At 40.3% G+C, this 16,891-nt stretch carries 16 protein-coding genes, 1 rRNA gene and 1 pseudogene; 13 read left to right on the forward strand and 5 right to left on the reverse strand.

The annotated features are described in order from the left end of the window. From rrf to tyrA, 10 genes are all read left to right on the forward strand, one after another. Positions 1-93 (forward strand): 5S ribosomal RNA (gene rrf, locus KH943_RS10210); the annotation flags it as partial. A gap of 291 nt (positions 94-384) precedes the next feature. Then, entirely contained in the window at positions 385-690 is a 306-nt protein-coding gene (locus tag KH943_RS04835; protein ID WP_304108353.1) for a hypothetical protein, read from the forward strand. Positions 691-828: 138 nt separating this feature from the next. Next, positions 829-1,122, forward strand: coding sequence for a hypothetical protein (locus tag KH943_RS04840; protein ID WP_304108356.1), 294 nt, complete (start codon positions 829-831; stop codon positions 1,120-1,122). A gap of 206 nt (positions 1,123-1,328) precedes the next feature. Then, the gene (locus tag KH943_RS04845) at positions 1,329-2,927 is read left to right on the forward strand and encodes an ABC transporter substrate-binding protein (RefSeq protein WP_304108359.1); all 1,599 of its coding nucleotides are present in this window, start codon (positions 1,329-1,331) and stop codon (positions 2,925-2,927) included. A 128-nt stretch (positions 2,928-3,055) separates the two neighbouring features. Beyond that, on the forward strand, positions 3,056-4,060 hold the full coding sequence (locus tag KH943_RS04850) for an ABC transporter permease subunit (protein WP_304108362.1): 1,005 nt from the start codon (positions 3,056-3,058) through the stop codon (positions 4,058-4,060). A 16-nt stretch (positions 4,061-4,076) separates the two neighbouring features. Then, entirely contained in the window at positions 4,077-4,967 is an 891-nt protein-coding gene (locus KH943_RS04855) for an ABC transporter permease subunit (RefSeq protein ID WP_119221937.1), read from the forward strand. 9 nt (positions 4,968-4,976) lie between these two features. Beyond that, complete coding sequence (gene dppD / locus KH943_RS04860) at positions 4,977-5,954, forward strand: dipeptide ABC transporter ATP-binding protein (RefSeq protein WP_304108366.1); 978 nt, start codon at positions 4,977-4,979, stop codon at positions 5,952-5,954. A 16-nt stretch (positions 5,955-5,970) separates the two neighbouring features. Beyond that, on the forward strand, positions 5,971-6,951 hold the full coding sequence (locus KH943_RS04865; RefSeq protein ID WP_304108369.1) for a peptide ABC transporter ATP-binding protein: 981 nt from the start codon (positions 5,971-5,973) through the stop codon (positions 6,949-6,951). Between the two features lie 97 nt (positions 6,952-7,048). After that, positions 7,049-8,092: a glycosyltransferase family 9 protein gene (locus KH943_RS04870; protein WP_304108372.1), complete on the forward strand. Its 1,044-nt coding sequence runs from the start codon at positions 7,049-7,051 to the stop codon at positions 8,090-8,092. A gap of 60 nt (positions 8,093-8,152) precedes the next feature. Then, on the forward strand, positions 8,153-9,274 hold the full coding sequence (tyrA, locus tag KH943_RS04875; RefSeq protein ID WP_304108386.1) for a bifunctional chorismate mutase/prephenate dehydrogenase: 1,122 nt from the start codon (positions 8,153-8,155) through the stop codon (positions 9,272-9,274). Between the two features lie 55 nt (positions 9,275-9,329). Here the strand turns inward: tyrA and KH943_RS04880 are convergent, their stop codons facing one another. After that, a complete protein-coding gene (locus tag KH943_RS04880; RefSeq protein WP_304108374.1) occupies positions 9,330-10,199 on the reverse strand; it encodes a DMT family transporter in 870 nt (289 codons plus the stop codon). A 223-nt stretch (positions 10,200-10,422) separates the two neighbouring features. Between KH943_RS04880 and sohB the strand changes: the two genes are divergently transcribed. Continuing rightward, positions 10,423-11,475, forward strand: a complete 1,053-nt coding sequence (sohB, locus tag KH943_RS04885) for a protease SohB (protein WP_304108376.1) — start codon at positions 10,423-10,425, stop codon at positions 11,473-11,475. Between the two features lie 41 nt (positions 11,476-11,516). On the opposite strand, the gene cpdA is transcribed toward sohB, so the two are convergent. Further along, on the reverse strand, positions 11,517-12,356 hold the full coding sequence (gene cpdA, locus KH943_RS04890) for a 3',5'-cyclic-AMP phosphodiesterase (RefSeq protein WP_304108379.1): 840 nt from the start codon (positions 12,354-12,356) through the stop codon (positions 11,517-11,519). Between the two features lie 361 nt (positions 12,357-12,717). Here cpdA and tyrS point away from each other — a divergent pair, with 361 nt between their 5' ends. Beyond that, entirely contained in the window at positions 12,718-13,908 is a 1,191-nt protein-coding gene (gene tyrS, locus KH943_RS04895) for a tyrosine--tRNA ligase (RefSeq protein WP_304108381.1), read from the forward strand. Between the two features lie 81 nt (positions 13,909-13,989). Here tyrS and hslO read toward each other — a convergent pair whose 3' ends face one another. From hslO to aspS, 3 genes and pseudogenes are all read right to left on the reverse strand, one after another. Then, the gene (hslO, locus tag KH943_RS04900) at positions 13,990-14,880 is read right to left on the reverse strand and encodes an Hsp33 family molecular chaperone HslO (protein ID WP_304108389.1); all 891 of its coding nucleotides are present in this window, start codon (positions 14,878-14,880) and stop codon (positions 13,990-13,992) included. Positions 14,881-14,955: 75 nt separating this feature from the next. After that, a complete protein-coding gene (hslR, locus tag KH943_RS04905) occupies positions 14,956-15,366 on the reverse strand; it encodes a ribosome-associated heat shock protein Hsp15 (protein ID WP_304108383.1) in 411 nt (136 codons plus the stop codon). 83 nt (positions 15,367-15,449) lie between these two features. Further along, positions 15,450-16,793: pseudogene (gene aspS, locus KH943_RS04910) on the reverse strand (aspartate--tRNA ligase); the annotation flags it as partial. A gap of 11 nt (positions 16,794-16,804) precedes the next feature. Between aspS and KH943_RS10140 the strand changes: the two are divergent. Next, positions 16,805-16,891 (forward strand): hypothetical protein (locus tag KH943_RS10140; protein WP_368493491.1); only part of this gene is annotated, 87 nt, incomplete at its 3' end.

Genomic DNA, 16,891 nt, shown 5'->3' on the forward strand with positions numbered 1-16,891 from the left:
TCTACCTGACTCCATTCCGAACTCAGAAGTAAAATGCCGTAATGCCGATGGTAGTGTGGGGTTTCCCCATGTGAGAGTAGGGCATCGCCAGATTGAATTTAAAGCGAAAGCGAATAACCCCGTATCGTAAGGTACGGGGTTTTTGTTTTTTATTGTAGGATGCATCTTGATGTACCAAAGTTGCACGCCTTCTTTGAAACTGTGCAACCACCTTACGCTTTTTTATCTCCATTTTCCTCTCTTATTTTATTCATTTCTTCTCGTAGGATCGATTTTAGCCCTCTGTAAAAATCTTAAATTTTAAAAGCAGTATACTGCTTTTACTTGTTATTGACATAACAAGTAAAATATCTTGCGTAACAATTAAATATATAAGGAAACACGATGGTTATTATTGAAGCAAATGTTCGTGGGGCGGAAAGAATTGCAACTTTTCAATCTAAGGCTGCAGTTTTTTATTTTCTTAAATCAATTAGTTTTTGGGCTAGTGTTGAAAGTATTGTAACAACAAGTGTAAGGACTAAAATTAAAGTAAGTGATAAAACTACTCATCTTAGTAGCTGGTCAGGGGCACTTGAAAGTGCTAGAGATTATCCAGAAAGTGATCAGGAATTTTTATTTTTCACAAATTACTCTGATATTTATGACTATTTAAAGATAAAGAATGATTGTTTTTTGTGGTCCACATAGTGATGAAATAAAAGATGAAGGAAAAAGACGTTTAGATGATTTTATTTCATCGTTAGATCGAAAAGTTATTGATATTGATGTGTTTGATAGCTGTTTAAACAAAGTCTATTTAATTACAACGGAATAAGGGAAAATATAATGGAAGAATTTAAAGAGTTATATTCTGTCACTGAATATTTTGAAGTTCCAGACCCAGCAAATATAGCAAAACTCATTGCTGAAATGATTAATGTAGGTATAGAAAGCGAAGTTCATCTTGGAGATTATGATGAATTTCAAGATCTTAGTTCGAGTGTCTCAAGTGAGTTTTTAGATCTTTCTATTGAAGAAGTTGAAGATAATATTAATAAAATTGATTTCTTATTTGGAGAGGATTACAAAGCGGTTTTAGAAACGGCTAATGAGTTATTTAAATACCTTGAAGAAGAATAATTTTCCTAAATGCATATATAAATATGTTCTAGTTAAATAGCCTTGTATTCTAAATACAAGGCTATTTCATCTCTTCCATTTAGCCATTTCGCAAAATTCCCTTAAAATCTTACCGCTTTTTGCTTTTTTCCTCTTGATGTTCTGCCAAAAACTTGTATATTCAAAGAATTCTACTAAAACAATAACTCACAACATCAGGAGCCTTTATGAAAAAACTCGCTAAACTCTCTTTATTAAGCTTGGTTTTTGCTTCAACAACCGTACTTGCTGCACCAAAAACCTTTGTTTATTGTGCAGAGCTTTCTCCAACGCACTTTAACCCACAATTTGCGACAGATGGTTTAACCTTTGATGCAACAGGACAAACTATTTTCAATATGCTCACTACTTTTGAACCAGGTACAACAAATGTTATACCTTCATTAGCAGAGAAGTGGGATGTGTCTGAAGATGGCAAAACTTATACTTTCTATTTACGTAAAGGTGTCAAATTCCACAGCAATAAAAATTTCAAACCAACACGTGATTTCAATGCGGATGATGTGTTGTTTTCATTCAATCGTCAATTAGATCCAAACCACCCATATCACAAAGTTTCGGGTGGAAACTATGAATACTTTATTGGTATGGATATGCCAAATATCATTGATAAAGTAGAAAAAGTAGATGATTACACAGTGAAAATTAGTCTAAAAGTGCCAAATGCACCATTCTTATCGAATGTGGCAATGGATTTTGCTGCAATTTTCTCGGCTGAATATGCAGAGCAAATGCTAAAAGTGGGAACACCTGAAAAAGTGGATAACGATCCAATTGGTACTGGCCCGTTCCAATTTGTAGATTATCAAAAAGATTCAAGTATTAGATATAAAGCATTCCCTGAATATTGGGAAGGGAAAGCAAAAATTGACCGCTTGGTATTCTCGATCACTCCAGATGCTTCGGTTCGTTTAGCGAAAATCCAAAAAGGTGAATGCCACGCTGCACCTTATCCAAACCCTGCAGATATTGAAACGCTGAAAAAAGATCCGAACATTAACTTGATGACAAGTCCAGGGTTAAACATTGGTTACTTACATTTCAATACCGAGAAAAAACCGTTTGATAATCAAAAAGTGCGCCAGGCATTAAATCACGCTATCAATAAAGATGCGATTATTAGCTCTGTTTACCAAGGCTCTGGTGAGAAAGCAAAAAATCCAATTCCACCAACAATGTGGAGCTATAACGATGCGGTAAAAGATTATGATTATAGCCCTGAAAAAGCTAAAGCATTATTAGCTGAGGCGGGATTCCCGAATGGTTTTGATACAGAAATCTGGGCAATGCCAGTAAGCCGTCCTTATAATCCAAATGCACGTCGTATGGCTGAGCTTATCCAAGAAGATTGGAAAAAAGTGGGTGTGAATGCGAAAATTGTGAGCTATGAATGGGGTGAATACCTTAAACGCTTGCGTAATGGTGAAGATCCAACAGGTATGATGGGATGGAACGGTGATAATGGTGATCCAGATAACTTCTTAAATACCCTATTAAGCTGTGCAGCGGTGAAACAAGGTTCTAACTATTCGAAATTCTGTAATGCAGAGTTTGATAAATTAGTGACAGAAGCAGCTCAAATTACTGATCACGAAAAACGTGTAGAACTTTATAAACAAGCACAAGTATTGTTCAAAGAACAAGCACCTTGGGTAACCATAGCTCACTCAACCACCTACTTCCCTGTGCGTAAAGAAGTAACAGGTTATACTATCAGTCCATTTAGCTTGCACAACTTCTACCACGTAGATTTAGCAGATAAATAATTCTGCTGATTCTCTCTTTCATTCCCTTCTCTTGTGGGATAGCTTGGAATTGCGTAAGGCAATTCCAAGCAGAGAGAGGAGATACAAGCAGTCAAAATCTTCCCAAAATTTACTTATATTATCTATTTATGTTTTCATTTATTTTAAAACGTATTTTAATGGTGATTCCTACATTTATTGCGATTACCTTAATTACTTTTGCGTTGGTGCATCTTATCCCTGGTGATCCCATTGAAATTCGAATGGGCGAGCGTGGGCTTGATCCAGCTGTGCACGCCCAAATGATGTCTCAACTCGGCTTGGATTTACCCTTACCTGAACAATATTTCAACTATATTAAAGGGATTTTCCATGGTGATTTAGGCAATTCATTCCGTAATAATGAGCCAGTTCTCAAGGAGTTTTTTACTCTTTTCCCCGCGACGGTTGAGCTTGCATTCTTTGCCTTGCTTTGGTCTTTAGTGATTGGGATTTTTCTTGGTGTGATTGCGGCAGTGAAGAAAAATTCGTGGATCTCGCACATTGTAACCACACTTTCCCTTACAGGCTATTCAATGCCGATTTTCTGGTGGGGCTTAATTTTAATTCTCTATGTTTCAACGCCACTCGGTTTGCCTGCGTCAGGACGTTTACCGTCAGAATATTGGATTGAAACCAACACGGGATTTATGTTGATTGACACGTGGCAATCGGACGAACCTGGTGCATTTTTAGCGGCAATTAAATCGCTGATTTTGCCTGCTGTTGTGCTTGGCACTATTCCACTTGCAGTTATTACGCGAATGACCCGCTCTTCAATGCTTGAAGTATTGGGCGAAGATTATATTCGTACTGCAAAAGCAAAAGGCTTAAATACTACTCGTATCGTGTTTGTACATGCACTGCGTAATGCGTTAATTCCTGTCGTAACAGTAGTGGGATTAATTGTGGGGCAGTTGCTCTCAGGGGCGGTATTAACCGAAAATATTTTCTCTTGGCCTGGTATTGGTAAATGGGTAATTGAGGCGATTAACGCCCGAGATTACCCTGTGTTACAAGGTTCGGTGTTGATTATTGCAACTATCATCATTCTTGTGAATTTACTGGTTGACTTGATTTATGGTGTGGTCAATCCACGTATTCGAAATACTTAGAAGAGAGGAGTGAACAATGTCTTCAACGACAGTAACAGCCCCAATGCCGAAAACACCTTTCCAAGAGTTTGTCTATTACTTTAGTCAAAACCGCGGGGCGGTAATTGGGTTTATCTTTATTTTAATCGTGCTTTTTGCAGCTATTTTCGCAAGCTGGGTTGCCCCTTTTGACCCTATTGAGCAAAACCGCTCAGCTTTACTTTTACCGCCAATGTGGTTTGAGGGCGGTAATTCAGCCTATGCTTTAGGTACAGATGATATCGGTCGTGATATGCTTTCTCGTATTATTTATGGGGCAAGACTTTCTGTTTTTATTGGTTTGCTGATTGTCGTGATGTCTTGCGTGTTAGGCGTGATTTTAGGCTTACTTGCAGGCTACTATGGCGGCACGCTCGATATTTTAATTATGCGTTTGGTTGATATTATGCTCGCTATTCCAAGCTTGTTATTAACCATTGGTGTGGTGACGATTCTCGGGCCTTCACTGATTAACGCAGCGATTGCGATTGCGATTGTGTCCATTCCAAGTTACGTACGTTTAACCCGTGCTTCGGTAATGAATGAGAAAAACCGTGATTACGTAGTGGCAAGCCGTGTGGCTGGGGCGAATGTGTGGCGATTGATGTTTGTTGTGATTTTGCCAAACTGCCTTGCCCCCTTAATTGTTCAAATGACAATGGGGATTTCTAATGCGATTTTAGAGCTTGCTGCACTTGGCTTCTTAGGCATCGGTGCACAGCCACCGACACCAGAACTGGGTACAATGTTGGCAGAATCACGTGGTTTTATGCAATCAGCGAACTGGCTTGTTACCATTCCAGGCTTAGCGATTTTATCGCTTGTATTAGCCTTTAACTTGATGGGCGACGGCTTACGTGATGCTCTCGATCCAAAATTAAAACAATAGGGGGCAAAAATGAGTTTATTAACTGTTGAAAATCTTTCCGTTTCTTTTGGAGATGAAAAAGCCCCATTCAAAGCGGTGGATCGTGTAAGTTATACAGTAAATGAAGGCGAAGTACTTGGTATTGTGGGTGAGTCTGGTTCGGGGAAATCAGTTAGTTCGCTTGCAATTATGGGCTTGATTGACTTCCCTGGTCGTGTAACGGCTGAGAAATTGCACTTTAACCAAAATGATTTACTTGCTCTAAAACCGAAAGAGAAGCAAAAAATTGTGGGGGCTGATATCGCAATGATTTTCCAAGATGCGATGACTAGCCTTAATCCAAGTTATACCGTGGGCTATCAAATTATGGAAGCCCTCAAAGTGCATCAAGGTGGGAGCAAAGCGGCTCGCCGTGAGCGTGCGATTGAGTTGCTCTCTTTAGTGGGCATTCCTGATCCAAAATCACGCTTGGAGGTTTATCCACATCAGCTTTCGGGTGGGATGAGCCAGCGTGTGATGATTGCGATGGCGATTGCGTGTAATCCGAAATTATTGATTGCCGATGAGCCAACCACTGCATTAGATGTAACCATTCAAGCCCAAATTATTGATTTACTGCTTGAATTACAACGTAAAGAGAATATGGCGTTGATTTTAATTACACATGATCTGGCATTGGTAGCGGAATCGGCACATCGGATCATTGTGATGTACGCAGGGCAAGTGGTAGAAGAAGGGCGTGCGGAAGAGATTTTTAAATCGCCGCTTCACCCATATACGCAAGCCTTGCTCAAAGCCTTGCCTGAATTTGCCGAAGGGAAATCACGCTTGCAGTCGTTGCCTGGTGTTGTGCCTGGTAAATATGACCGTCCGCAAGGCTGCTTGCTTAACCCGCGCTGCCCGTATGCAACAGAAAAATGCCGTAGCATTGAGCCAGCATTGGTGCAAATCAATGGGCGTCAAGTGAAATGCCATACGCCACTTAATGCACAAGGCTTACCAAGCTAATCAAGGAGAGGAAAATATGCAAAAAAATCACGAAAACGCACCGCTTCTTGATGCGATTAACTTAAAAAAATATTATCCCGTGAAGAAAGGGGTATTTGCAAAACCAAAAATGGTGAAAGCGGTAGATGGTGTTTCTTTCACGCTTGAGCGAGGCAAAACCCTAGCGGTAGTAGGCGAATCAGGCTGTGGGAAATCAACCCTTGGGCGAATGCTCACGATGATTGAACATCCGACCGAAGGCGAGCTTTTTTACAACGGTCACAACTTTCTGGAAAATGATAAGGAGACGGCAACGCTTCGTCGTCGTAAAATTCAAATTGTGTTCCAAAATCCGTATAGCTCGCTCAATCCTCGCAAAAAAGTGGGGTCAATTTTAGAAGAGCCGTTGCTAATTAATACCTCACTTTCGGCAAAAGAACGCAAGGCGAAAGTGTTGGATATGATGGCAAAAGTGGGCTTAAAGCCTGAGTTCTACGACCGCTATCCACATATGTTTTCAGGCGGGCAACGCCAGCGTATTGCAATTGCACGCGGTTTAATGTTAGAGCCTGATATTGTTGTGGCGGATGAACCTGTTTCAGCATTGGATGTTTCCGTGCGTGCTCAAGTGCTCAATTTAATGATGGATCTGCAAGAAGAGATGGGGCTCTCTTATGTCTTTATCTCGCACGATCTTTCTGTGGTGGAACATATCGCAGATGAAGTGATGGTGATGTATTTAGGGCGTTGTGTGGAGCAAGGCGAGGTGAAACAGATTTTTGCTGAGCCAAAACATCCATATACACAAGCACTGCTTTCAGCAACACCAAGATTAAACGAAGTTGATCGCCGTGAGCGAATTAAACTCACTGGCGAATTACCAAGTCCACTTAATCCACCAAAGGGCTGTGCCTTCCACGCCCGTTGCCGCTTTGCAACCGACCGCTGCCGAGTGGAACAACCGCAATTGAAAAACTACCCAGATGGTAGAAAAATTGCGTGTTTTGTGGTGGAGTAATCACTATATTCCCTCTTCCCTTGTGGGAGAGGGTGGAGAAAATTATTAGAATTTTCGGATAGAGTCTTATTCTCTATGTAAATATAATTTATACTATATGAAAAATCCCCTATCCCTCTGCATTCTTCGCCTCTCTGCGATTGGCGATGTCTGCCATACCCTTGCTGTCGTGCAAGCTATTCAACGCCAATATCCCGATGCAGAAATTACTTGGATTATTGGTAAAACTGAAGCAATGCTGATGCAAGATCTCCCTAATGTGACGTTAATTCCGTTTGATAAAAAATCTAGCTGGAAAAATATCTTTACAATTTGGAAACAGCTTGCCCACAAGCGGTTTGATTTTCTGCTTAATATGCAAACTGCATTTCGAGCTTCTATTCTTTCACTTGGCATTAAAGCGGATAAAAAAATGGGGTTTAACAAAGATCGAGCCCGTGAAATGCAGTGGCTTTTTACCAATCAAAAGGTGGAACAAACCACATCGCCGCACGTGTTAGATGGGCAGATGATGTTTGCCAAAGCGATTGGCGTAACTGATTTAACCCCAAAATGGCAATTGCCAATTCCTGCGGAAACGGTTGAAAAAGCGAAACAGTGGCTTGATCCAATGCGTAAAAATGTGGTGATTTCTCCTTGTTCCAGCAAGGCAGAAAAAGATTGGTTAATAGAGCGTTATGCTGACATTGCGAATTGGTTGATAGCACAAAACATCAACGTGATTTTGGTTGGTTCGCCTGCAAAACGTGAACTGGAAATGACCGCTTGTATTCAGCAACTTGCCCCGAATGTGCAGAATTTGGTAGGGAAAACGTCGCTAAAAGAGCTTGCTGCCCTCTTAAAATTAGCAGATCTAGTGATTTCGCCTGACACTGGCTCAGCCCACATTGCAAGTATTCAAGGCACACCTGTGATAGGGCTTTATGCGATTCACAATCCGCGTCGTACTGCACCTTACAATGATCAGCAAAATGTGATTTCTGTTTATGATGAAGTAGTGCAAACTTATTACGGTAAACCGTGGCAAGCACTTCCTTGGGCAACTAAAGCGAAATCCAAAACAGGTGAGAATTTAATGGCAAGAATTTCGGTAGAAAGTGTGAAGCAAAAAGTAGTTGAAATCTTGGCAATAAATAGGTAATTTATCTGTAATTTTTGATTTACAATAAGTAAATAATAATAAACATAACATCAAGGATAAATTATGCCATTAAACCCTTTACGCGAAAAAATTGATCAGGTTGATCGTGAGTTGATAGACTTACTTTCTGAACGTTTAAAATTAGTGGCGGAAGTGGGAAAAGTGAAGTCGGAACACGGCATTCCCGTCTATGCACCAGAGCGTGAAAAAGCGATGATTGAAGCTCGCAGAACCGAAGCTGAAATGCAAGGCGTACCTGCGGATCTGATTGAGGATGTACTCAGACGCGTGATGCGAGAATCCTATGCCAACGAGAACAAACACGGCTTTAAGCAAGTGAATCCGAATATTCAAAAGATCGTGATTGTGGGTGGACTTGGCAAATTAGGGCGATTATTTAACCGCTTTCTGAGTTTGTCGGGCTACCAAGTGGTAAGCCTTGATCAAAATGATTGGGTTCAAGCTGAAACCATTTTGGCGGGGGCTGATTTGGTACTTGTTTGTGTGCCAATCAATAAAACGCTAGAAACGATTGAGCGCTTGCAACCTTTCTTAACTGAAAAGATGATTTTAGCTGATCTCACTTCAGTAAAAGCTCAACCGTTGCAAAAAATGTTAAAAGTGCATCAAGGAGCAGTGGTTGGGCTTCACCCAATGTTTGGTCCAGATACGCAAAGTTTAGCTAAGCAAGTGGTAGTTTGCTGCCATGGGCGTGGAGCGGAGCAGTATGAATGGCTGTTAGAACAGATTAAAATCTGGGGGGCGAAAATTGAGGTGATTGATGCCAAAGAGCACGATCACGCAATGACTTATATCCAAGCACTGCGCCACTTTTCGACTTTTATGTTTGGGCTACATTTATCAGAGCAGCCGATAAAACTTGAACAGCTATTAGCACTTTCTTCTCCTATTTACCGTTTAGAACTTGCGATGATAGGGCGTTTATTTGCTCAAGATGGGGCGTTGTATGCGGATATTATTTCGGATAAACCTGAAAATTTAACGACAATTCAATCATTAAAAGCAACCTTTGAACAGAGCTTAAAATTCTTTGAAGAAAAAGATAGGGCGGGCTTTATTCAAGCTTTTGAAAAGGTACATCACTGGTTTGGAGATTATTCAGAACAATTTTTAAAAGAGAGTCAAGTGTTGTTGCAGCAAGCGAATGATTATCGAAAATAGGCTTTTTCATTTATGTGGTATAGTTATGGGATTAATCATCTTATTTGCTATTCCGTTATTTTGCTTTTCTTACTTTCGCCAACCAACTTACGGAAACCACAATCATTACAGCTCCAATCCAGAAGAATGCACTCGGAGCGTGATCCCAAATTAACCAATCAAAAATACTTGAGAATATCACGCCCGTAAAGGCAAAAGGCACAATCACATTCGCAGGAGCGTGTTTGAATGCACGGGTGAGAAGAAGTTGGAAAACTAAACCAAATCCACTCACTAACAGTAACAAGCCCAATTCATATAAGTCAGGTATTTTCCATTGATGAATAAAGAACATTGGCAGTAACAGCGTACCGATTAAATGGAAGTAGAACACGATATTTTTCGGTGAATTGTGTTTATTCAACTCTTGCAAGCTAATAAACGCCATCGCTGCCAATATTGCACCACCTAAACCAATCAGCACATAAATTGGTTCAAATGAGTCATTTTGGTTAGAAAGCAGAATAATCGATACGCCAGTAAAACCTATCAAACTTAACCCTAACACATTAAGCGGTGTTTTTTCATGGAAAAAAAGCAATAAAATTGGCACAAACAGAGCTGATGTGTTCATCAATAAAACTGAAATCGAAAGTGGGAGAAATTTCACTACGTAGAAATTAATTAGCATACTGCCCACACCTGCCAAGTTACGCAGAACTAAAAATTTCCATTGGCTCGTTTCAACTTTGAAATCTTTATCTTTAATCATAAACGGTAGTAAAAACAGCAAACCGATTAAGAAACGAGAAAACAGCGTTTCACTGGCTGGCATTGTATCAGAGGCAGTTTTCACAAATACGTTCATTAACGTGATGCTGAAGTAAGCGGAAATAATAAAGATAGTCGCTTTATGGTAAAGCGAGCTGGCGGATTCGGTTTGCATATTGTTCTCTTTTGGTGGGCTTCTCCAAATTATCGGTAAATCGTTCAAAGAAATCAACCGCTTTTCGGCAATTTTTCGCGCCATTTAGCAGATGAAATATTTGATTTTAAGCCTCTATTTGAAAAGATCTCAAAATCATTCATAATGTAAAGACGCTAAATAATGAATAACAAGCGGTCAAATTTATTCATCATTTTACCCATTAACAAAGGAACCTATTTCAATGTGGAAAGAAATTTTACTTAACTACGGCATTTTCTTATTAGAACTTCTCACTATCTTCGGCGTGGTTGCTGTAATCGTGATGATTATTTTAGAAAGCAAAAAACACCCAGAAAACGGCACGATTGTACTAACCGATTTTTCTGAAAAATACAAAGAAGAGAAAGAGTCACTTGAAGCGTTTTTTCTCAGCGAAGAAGCGCTAAAACAAAAAGAGAAAGCTGAGAAAAAAGAGGCGAAAGCCAAAGCGAAGGCAGAGAAAAAACGCTTAAAAGAGGGCGAGAAAAAACCTACAGAAGAGCAAAAATCTCGCTTATTCGTATTAGATTTTAATGGAGATGTGCACGCTCACGCTGTTAATGCTTTACGCCGAGAAATTACTGCTGTGATTTCGATTGCGAAACCAGAAGATGAAGTGTTGCTTAAACTCGAAAGCCCTGGCGGTGTTGTACATGGCTATGGATTAGCGGCTTCTCAATTACAACGCTTGCGTGAGCGTAATATTCCGCTGACCGTAGCCGTCGATAAAGTTGCTGCAAGTGGAGGCTATATGATGGCATGTGTCGCGAATAAAATTGTTTCTGCACCTTTTGCGATTATCGGTTCTGTGGGCGTAGTGGCTGAAGTGCCAAACATTCACCGCTTGCTCAAAAAACACGATGTCGATGTAGATGTAATGACGGCGGGCGAATTTAAACGTACTGTGACTTTTATGGGGGAAAACACCGAAAAAGGTAAACAAAAATTCCAACAAGAGTTAGAGGAAACCCACCAGTTATTCAAGCAATTTGTGCGTGAGAACCGCCCACAATTAGATATTGAAAAAATTGCAACGGGAGAGCACTGGTTCGGCAAGCAAGCACTTGAGTTGAATTTGATTGATGAGATTTCAACCAGTGATGATTTACTTGTGAAAGCAGTTGAAAACAAAAAAATTATTGAAATCAAATATAAAGAGAAGAAAAATCTGACCAAACGCATTGGCTTACAGATGGAAGAATCGATTGGTAATGTGATTACTAAGCTCGTGAATAAGCGTGTGGATGTGATGTAATTGAGTCTAGGGCTTTTGACATTGGCAAAAGCCCTTCAAGATTAGTAACCAGTTGCTTCAAAATTTGGTAAAAACGCTTGCGTTTTTAACCGCTTGACTTCCGTTTCAATGCGTCCATCCTCAAACAAGAAAAGCTCTCGCCAACCTTGTGGGAGATTATCTAAGGTAAAATCATCGCAATTTGGCTTAAATTGAATACAAGTGGAAGGCGTGGAAAGAATGCGGATACCATTCCAAATCGCATCTACTTCTTGATGAATATGCCCGTGTAAAATCGCTTTTACATTCGGGTAAAGTGCTAAAATTTCTGCCAATGTATCGCTATTTTTAAGGCTGTGTTGATCTAACCACGCTGAGTGGGTACACAAAATATTGTGGTGCAATACCACCAGCGTGAAGCGTTCAGGATTTTCGCTCAACTTTTGATTAAGCCACGCCAATTGCCCTTTAGACAAATAGCCACTCGGGGCAGCAGCAACTTGGCTGTTGAGCATTAAAATCTGCCAATGATCGCCTGCAAAAATCTGTTTTTCGGGGCGAATATAATCAAACTTGCCTAACAACAAGCTCATTTGTGGTTGCTGGTCGTGATTGCCTTCTAGCCAAAATACAGGCTTTGCAAGCGGTCGAATCATCTCAGCAAAATGCAAATAACCTTCAAATTGATGATCTTGGATTAAATCACCTGTTGCTAAAATTGCATCAAAATCAACCGCTTGTGTTTGCATCTCTGCTTGGATTTCATCTAATACAGCTTGAAAACTTGCGTGCGTATTAACGCCAAGCAGATCTTTTGTGACATCAGAGAAAAGATGTGGGTCGGTGATTTGGAGTAATTTTATAACCGACTGCTTTGGCTCAAGTGAATAAAAAGTATTCATTTTATAATTTCCTAAATTGATGATGATACTTTACTGATTTATGCAACGAAGATCAGCAACCAATATTCAAAAATGAGAAGTATGTTGGATTTTTTTTTCATTTTGCAATGAAAATTGCTTTCAAAAACAGAGTTCAGTCTATTTTTTAATCAGTCAATTATTTGAGAATTATTTTTATTTATAAATTTCTTGACTAACTTGATGATAATCATTATTATTTGCAGAAATTCCAAATAATAATAATAGGTAATCACTCCAACTCTTTACGCCGTATTTCCCCACAAAATACGGTGTTTTTTTTCATTTTTTTTTTCAAAGCCGTTATAATAGAATCATTTTTCAGCCTATTTTAAGGAATATTATGAGCCAATCAATCGAAACGATTCTTGCCGAGCTTAAGCGTGGTGTAGAAGATATTTACTCCGAAGCCGATTTAATCGAAAAACTTAAAGAAAACCGTCCATTACGTGTAAAACTGGGTGCAGACCCAACAGCGCCTGATATTCATTTAGGTCACACGGTGGTATTAAATAAACTGCGTCAATTCCAAAATTTTGGGCACGAAGTTATCTTCTTAATTGGTGACTTCACCGCAACTGTGGGCGATCCTTCAGGCAAAAATGCTACTCGCCCACCACTTTCTCGTGAAGATGTATTACGAAATGCAGAAACCTACAAAGAGCAGATTTTCAAAATTTTAGATCCGCAAAAAACCCGCATCGTGTTCAATTCAGACTGGTTGGGTGAATTAGGCACAGTAGGAATGATCCGCTTAGCCTCAAATTACACTGTTGCACGTATGCTTGAGCGTGATGACTTCAAAAAACGCTTTGCAAATCAACAATCTATCGCGATCCACGAGTTCATTTACCCATTATTGCAAGGTCACGACTCGGTAGCATTAGAAGCCGATGTGGAACTCGGTGGTACAGACCAAACCTTCAACTTATTGATTGGTCGTGAATTACAGAAATCTGCAGGGCAAAAACCACAGGTGGCAATGACTTTACCGCTTTTAGTAGGTTTAGATGGCGAGAAAAAAATGTCGAAATCGCTCGGTAACTATATTGGCGTAGCTGAAGCCCCAAGCGAAATGTTTGGCAAAATTATGTCAATCTCTGACGAGTTAATGTGGGATTGGTATAATTTACTCTCTTTCCGACCGCTTGCAGAAATTGCACAGTTAAAAGTGGACGTGGAAGCAGGTAAAAACCCGCGTGATGTGAAGATTTTACTCGCAAAAGAAATCATCACACGTTTCCACAATGAAGAAGCAGCAAATGCTGCGGAACAAGAATTCATTAACCGTTTCCAAAAAGGTGCGATACCAGATGAAATGCCAGAATTTACCTTTGAAGGTGAAATTGGCTTAGCTACCTTATTAAAAGAGACTGGTTTAGTGCCATCAACTTCTGAAGCAATCCGCTCTGCTCAACAAGGTGGAGTGAAAATTGATGGTGAGAAAGTCGATGATGTTCGCCAAAACGCACAAAAAGGCACCTTTGTTTACCAAGTAGGTAAACGTAAATTTGCCCGTGTGACGGTGAAGTAAGATAATCAATAAAAACAAAAATGCTCTATTTCTTTATTAGTAGATGCTAATAATTCAGAGAAATAGAGCATTTTTTGATTTTTACAAGCCTAACTGATTTAATTTATCCGCTTCTTCTTTAAACTCTTCAATCGCTTTTTTATCAAAGAAATATTGCGTGCCACAACACTCGCATTGCATATCAATCACGCCATTTTTTTCGGCTAACATTTCCTCAATTTCTTCCGTTGACAATAATAAAATCGCATTGCCAGAACGTTCACGTGAGCAGCCACATTTGAATTCAGTATTTTGCGGTTCATAAACTTGCACGTGCTCTTCGTGGTATAGACGATAAAGCAACTCTTCTGTGCTCAAGCCGAATAACTCTTCATCTTTCACGGTTTCAGTTAAAGTGGCTAAATGCTCGAAATCTTCAGGCGTTCCCGTGCCGTCTGGCATAATTTGCAACAACATTCCACCTGCAACAGCTGTGCCTTCATATTCGCCTGTGCGGATTACTAAATGCGTTTGTAACTGCTCAGAACGCACAAAATAATCTTCTAAGCATTCACGAATTGTTGGTTTATCTAAGCTGATTACGCCTTGATAGCGTTCGCCATCTGTTGGAATGATAGAAATAACCAACACACCATTACCGATCATTTCGTGTAGAGTGGCTGTTTCTGCAACTTCACCTTCTACACGAGCTAATGCACGTAATTGCTGCTGCTCATTGCCATTTACGACCGCTAATTTTAACGGACCATCGCCTTGAATTTGCACGGTAATAGTGCCTTCAAATTTCATTGTAGCGGTTAAAAGGCTGGTTGCGACCAACATCTCACCTAATAAATTTTGTACCGCGATTGGGTAGTGATGCGTGTTTAATGTTTTGGTAAAAGTATCATTTAAGCGTACCCATTCGCCACGCACAGCACGGTTTTGGAATAAGTATCGATAGAGTTTATCGTTGTCTTGTTTGTACATAATGTTCCTTAAAATAAAAAAGCCCCTTACATAAAGGGGGAATGTATGTTGCACACAATATGGAGGTGCTTTTGCAAATTACAAGATATGGTCTTTAAATTTGACTAGCTCTCGGCGTTCTTTCTTATTCGGGCGACGATCTGGATGTGGCATCGAAAGGGCATTTGCCTTACGAGCAAACGCAATCGCTTCACGCTGTTTTACACTTTTTTCTGTCTCTTGATAAAGTAATTGTGCTTCTGGTGCACCACGACGTTGATCGCTCAGTGCAGTAACAACGATCTCTTTCTCCTCATTACCTTGGCGTAGTTTGAGCGTCGCTCCAATTTCAACTGCTTTGCTAACTTTTGCTCGCTGACCGTTGTAATGTACTTTTCCGCCTTCAATCATCGCTTTAGCAATCGAACGTGTTTTATAAAAACGTGCTGCCCAAAGCCATTTATCAAGGCGAATTTCATTATCAGATTGTTCTTGATTATTTTTCTTCATTAGTTGATATTCCTAATAAAAATGCTGGGTAGATGTTCACATATCCCAGCATTTTTTATTCTATGTAGTATAAAATTTGCAAACTATTCCGTTTTTTCCACCGCTTTCACTGCAATTGCTAACTCTTCCAACGCTTGTGGATTTGCATAGCTTGGAGCTTCTGTCATTAAACATGCTGCTGCGGTGGTTTTCGGGAAGGCAATCACATCACGGATGTTTTCTGTACCAGTGATAAGCATTGTCAAGCGGTCTAAACCGAATGCCAAGCCTGCGTGTGGTGGTGTACCGAATTTTAATGCGTCGAGCAAGAAGCCGAATTTTTCTTGTTGTTCTTGTTCGTTAATGCCTAAAATGTTGAACACGGTTTGTTGCATTTTCGGGTCGAAAATACGCACTGAACCACCACCCACTTCGTAGCCGTTGATCACCATATCGTAAGCGTTCGCTACCGTATTCACCGGATTTGCTGCCAATTCTTCAGGGGTTAAGCCTTTTGGTGAAGTGAATGGATGGTGCATTGCTGAAAGATTGCCCTCTTCATCACGTTCAAACATTGGGAAGTCGATGACCCATAATGGTTTCCACGCACTTAAATCAGTTAAGTTTAAGTCACGACCCACTTTTAAGCGTAATGCACCCATTGAGTCGGTTACCACCTGCCATTTGTCTGCACCGAAGAATAAAATATCGCCCGTTTGAGCGTTGGTGCGGGCAATTAATGCTTTGATTACCTCTTCATTTAAGAATTTTGCCACGGGGCTTTGTACACCTTCTGAGCCTGCGTTCACATCGTTAATTTTCGCCCACGCTAAACCTTTCGCACCATAAATGCCGACAAATTGAGTGTATTCATCAATTTGTTTACGGGTTAAAGTTGCACCGTTTGGCACGCGTAATACTGTTACACGACCATCTGGTGAGTTCGCTGGCTCGTGGAATACTTTGAATTCCACGTCTTTTAAAATATCCGCAACATCAACTAATTCTAACGGGTTACGTAAATCTGGCTTGTCTGAACCAAAGCGATTCATTGCTTCATGCCACGTCATCATTGGGAATTTGCCTAAATCCACATTTAAGCGATCTAACCATAAACCGTGGATCATCTCTTCCATAATGGCACGCACTTCTTCAGCGGTTAAGAATGAGGTTTCTACATCGATTTGGGTAAATTCAGGCTGGCGGTCGGCACGCAGATCTTCATCGCGGAAACATTTCACAATTTGATAGTAACGGTCGAAGCCCGACATCATGAGTAGTTGTTTAAAAAGTTGTGGAGATTGTGGCAACGCATAGAATTTGCCTTTGTGTACACGGCTCGGCACTAAATAGTCACGAGCCCCTTCTGGAGTCGCTTTGGTGAGCATTGGGGTTTCGATGTCTAAGAAGCCGTGTTCATCCATAAAGCGACGTACAAAGCTGGTAATTAGGAACTGAAATTCCTCAAGGTACATTAGAGCAAACAGTTACCGTTAAAATCGGGGATAATTTGGATGCCATGATGGGCGCTGAAATCCTATTAGAA

Origin of the sequence: Haemophilus parahaemolyticus, from assembly GCF_018373095.1 — a bacterium.
Lineage (GTDB): Bacteria > Pseudomonadota > Gammaproteobacteria > Enterobacterales > Pasteurellaceae > Haemophilus_A > Haemophilus_A parahaemolyticus_A.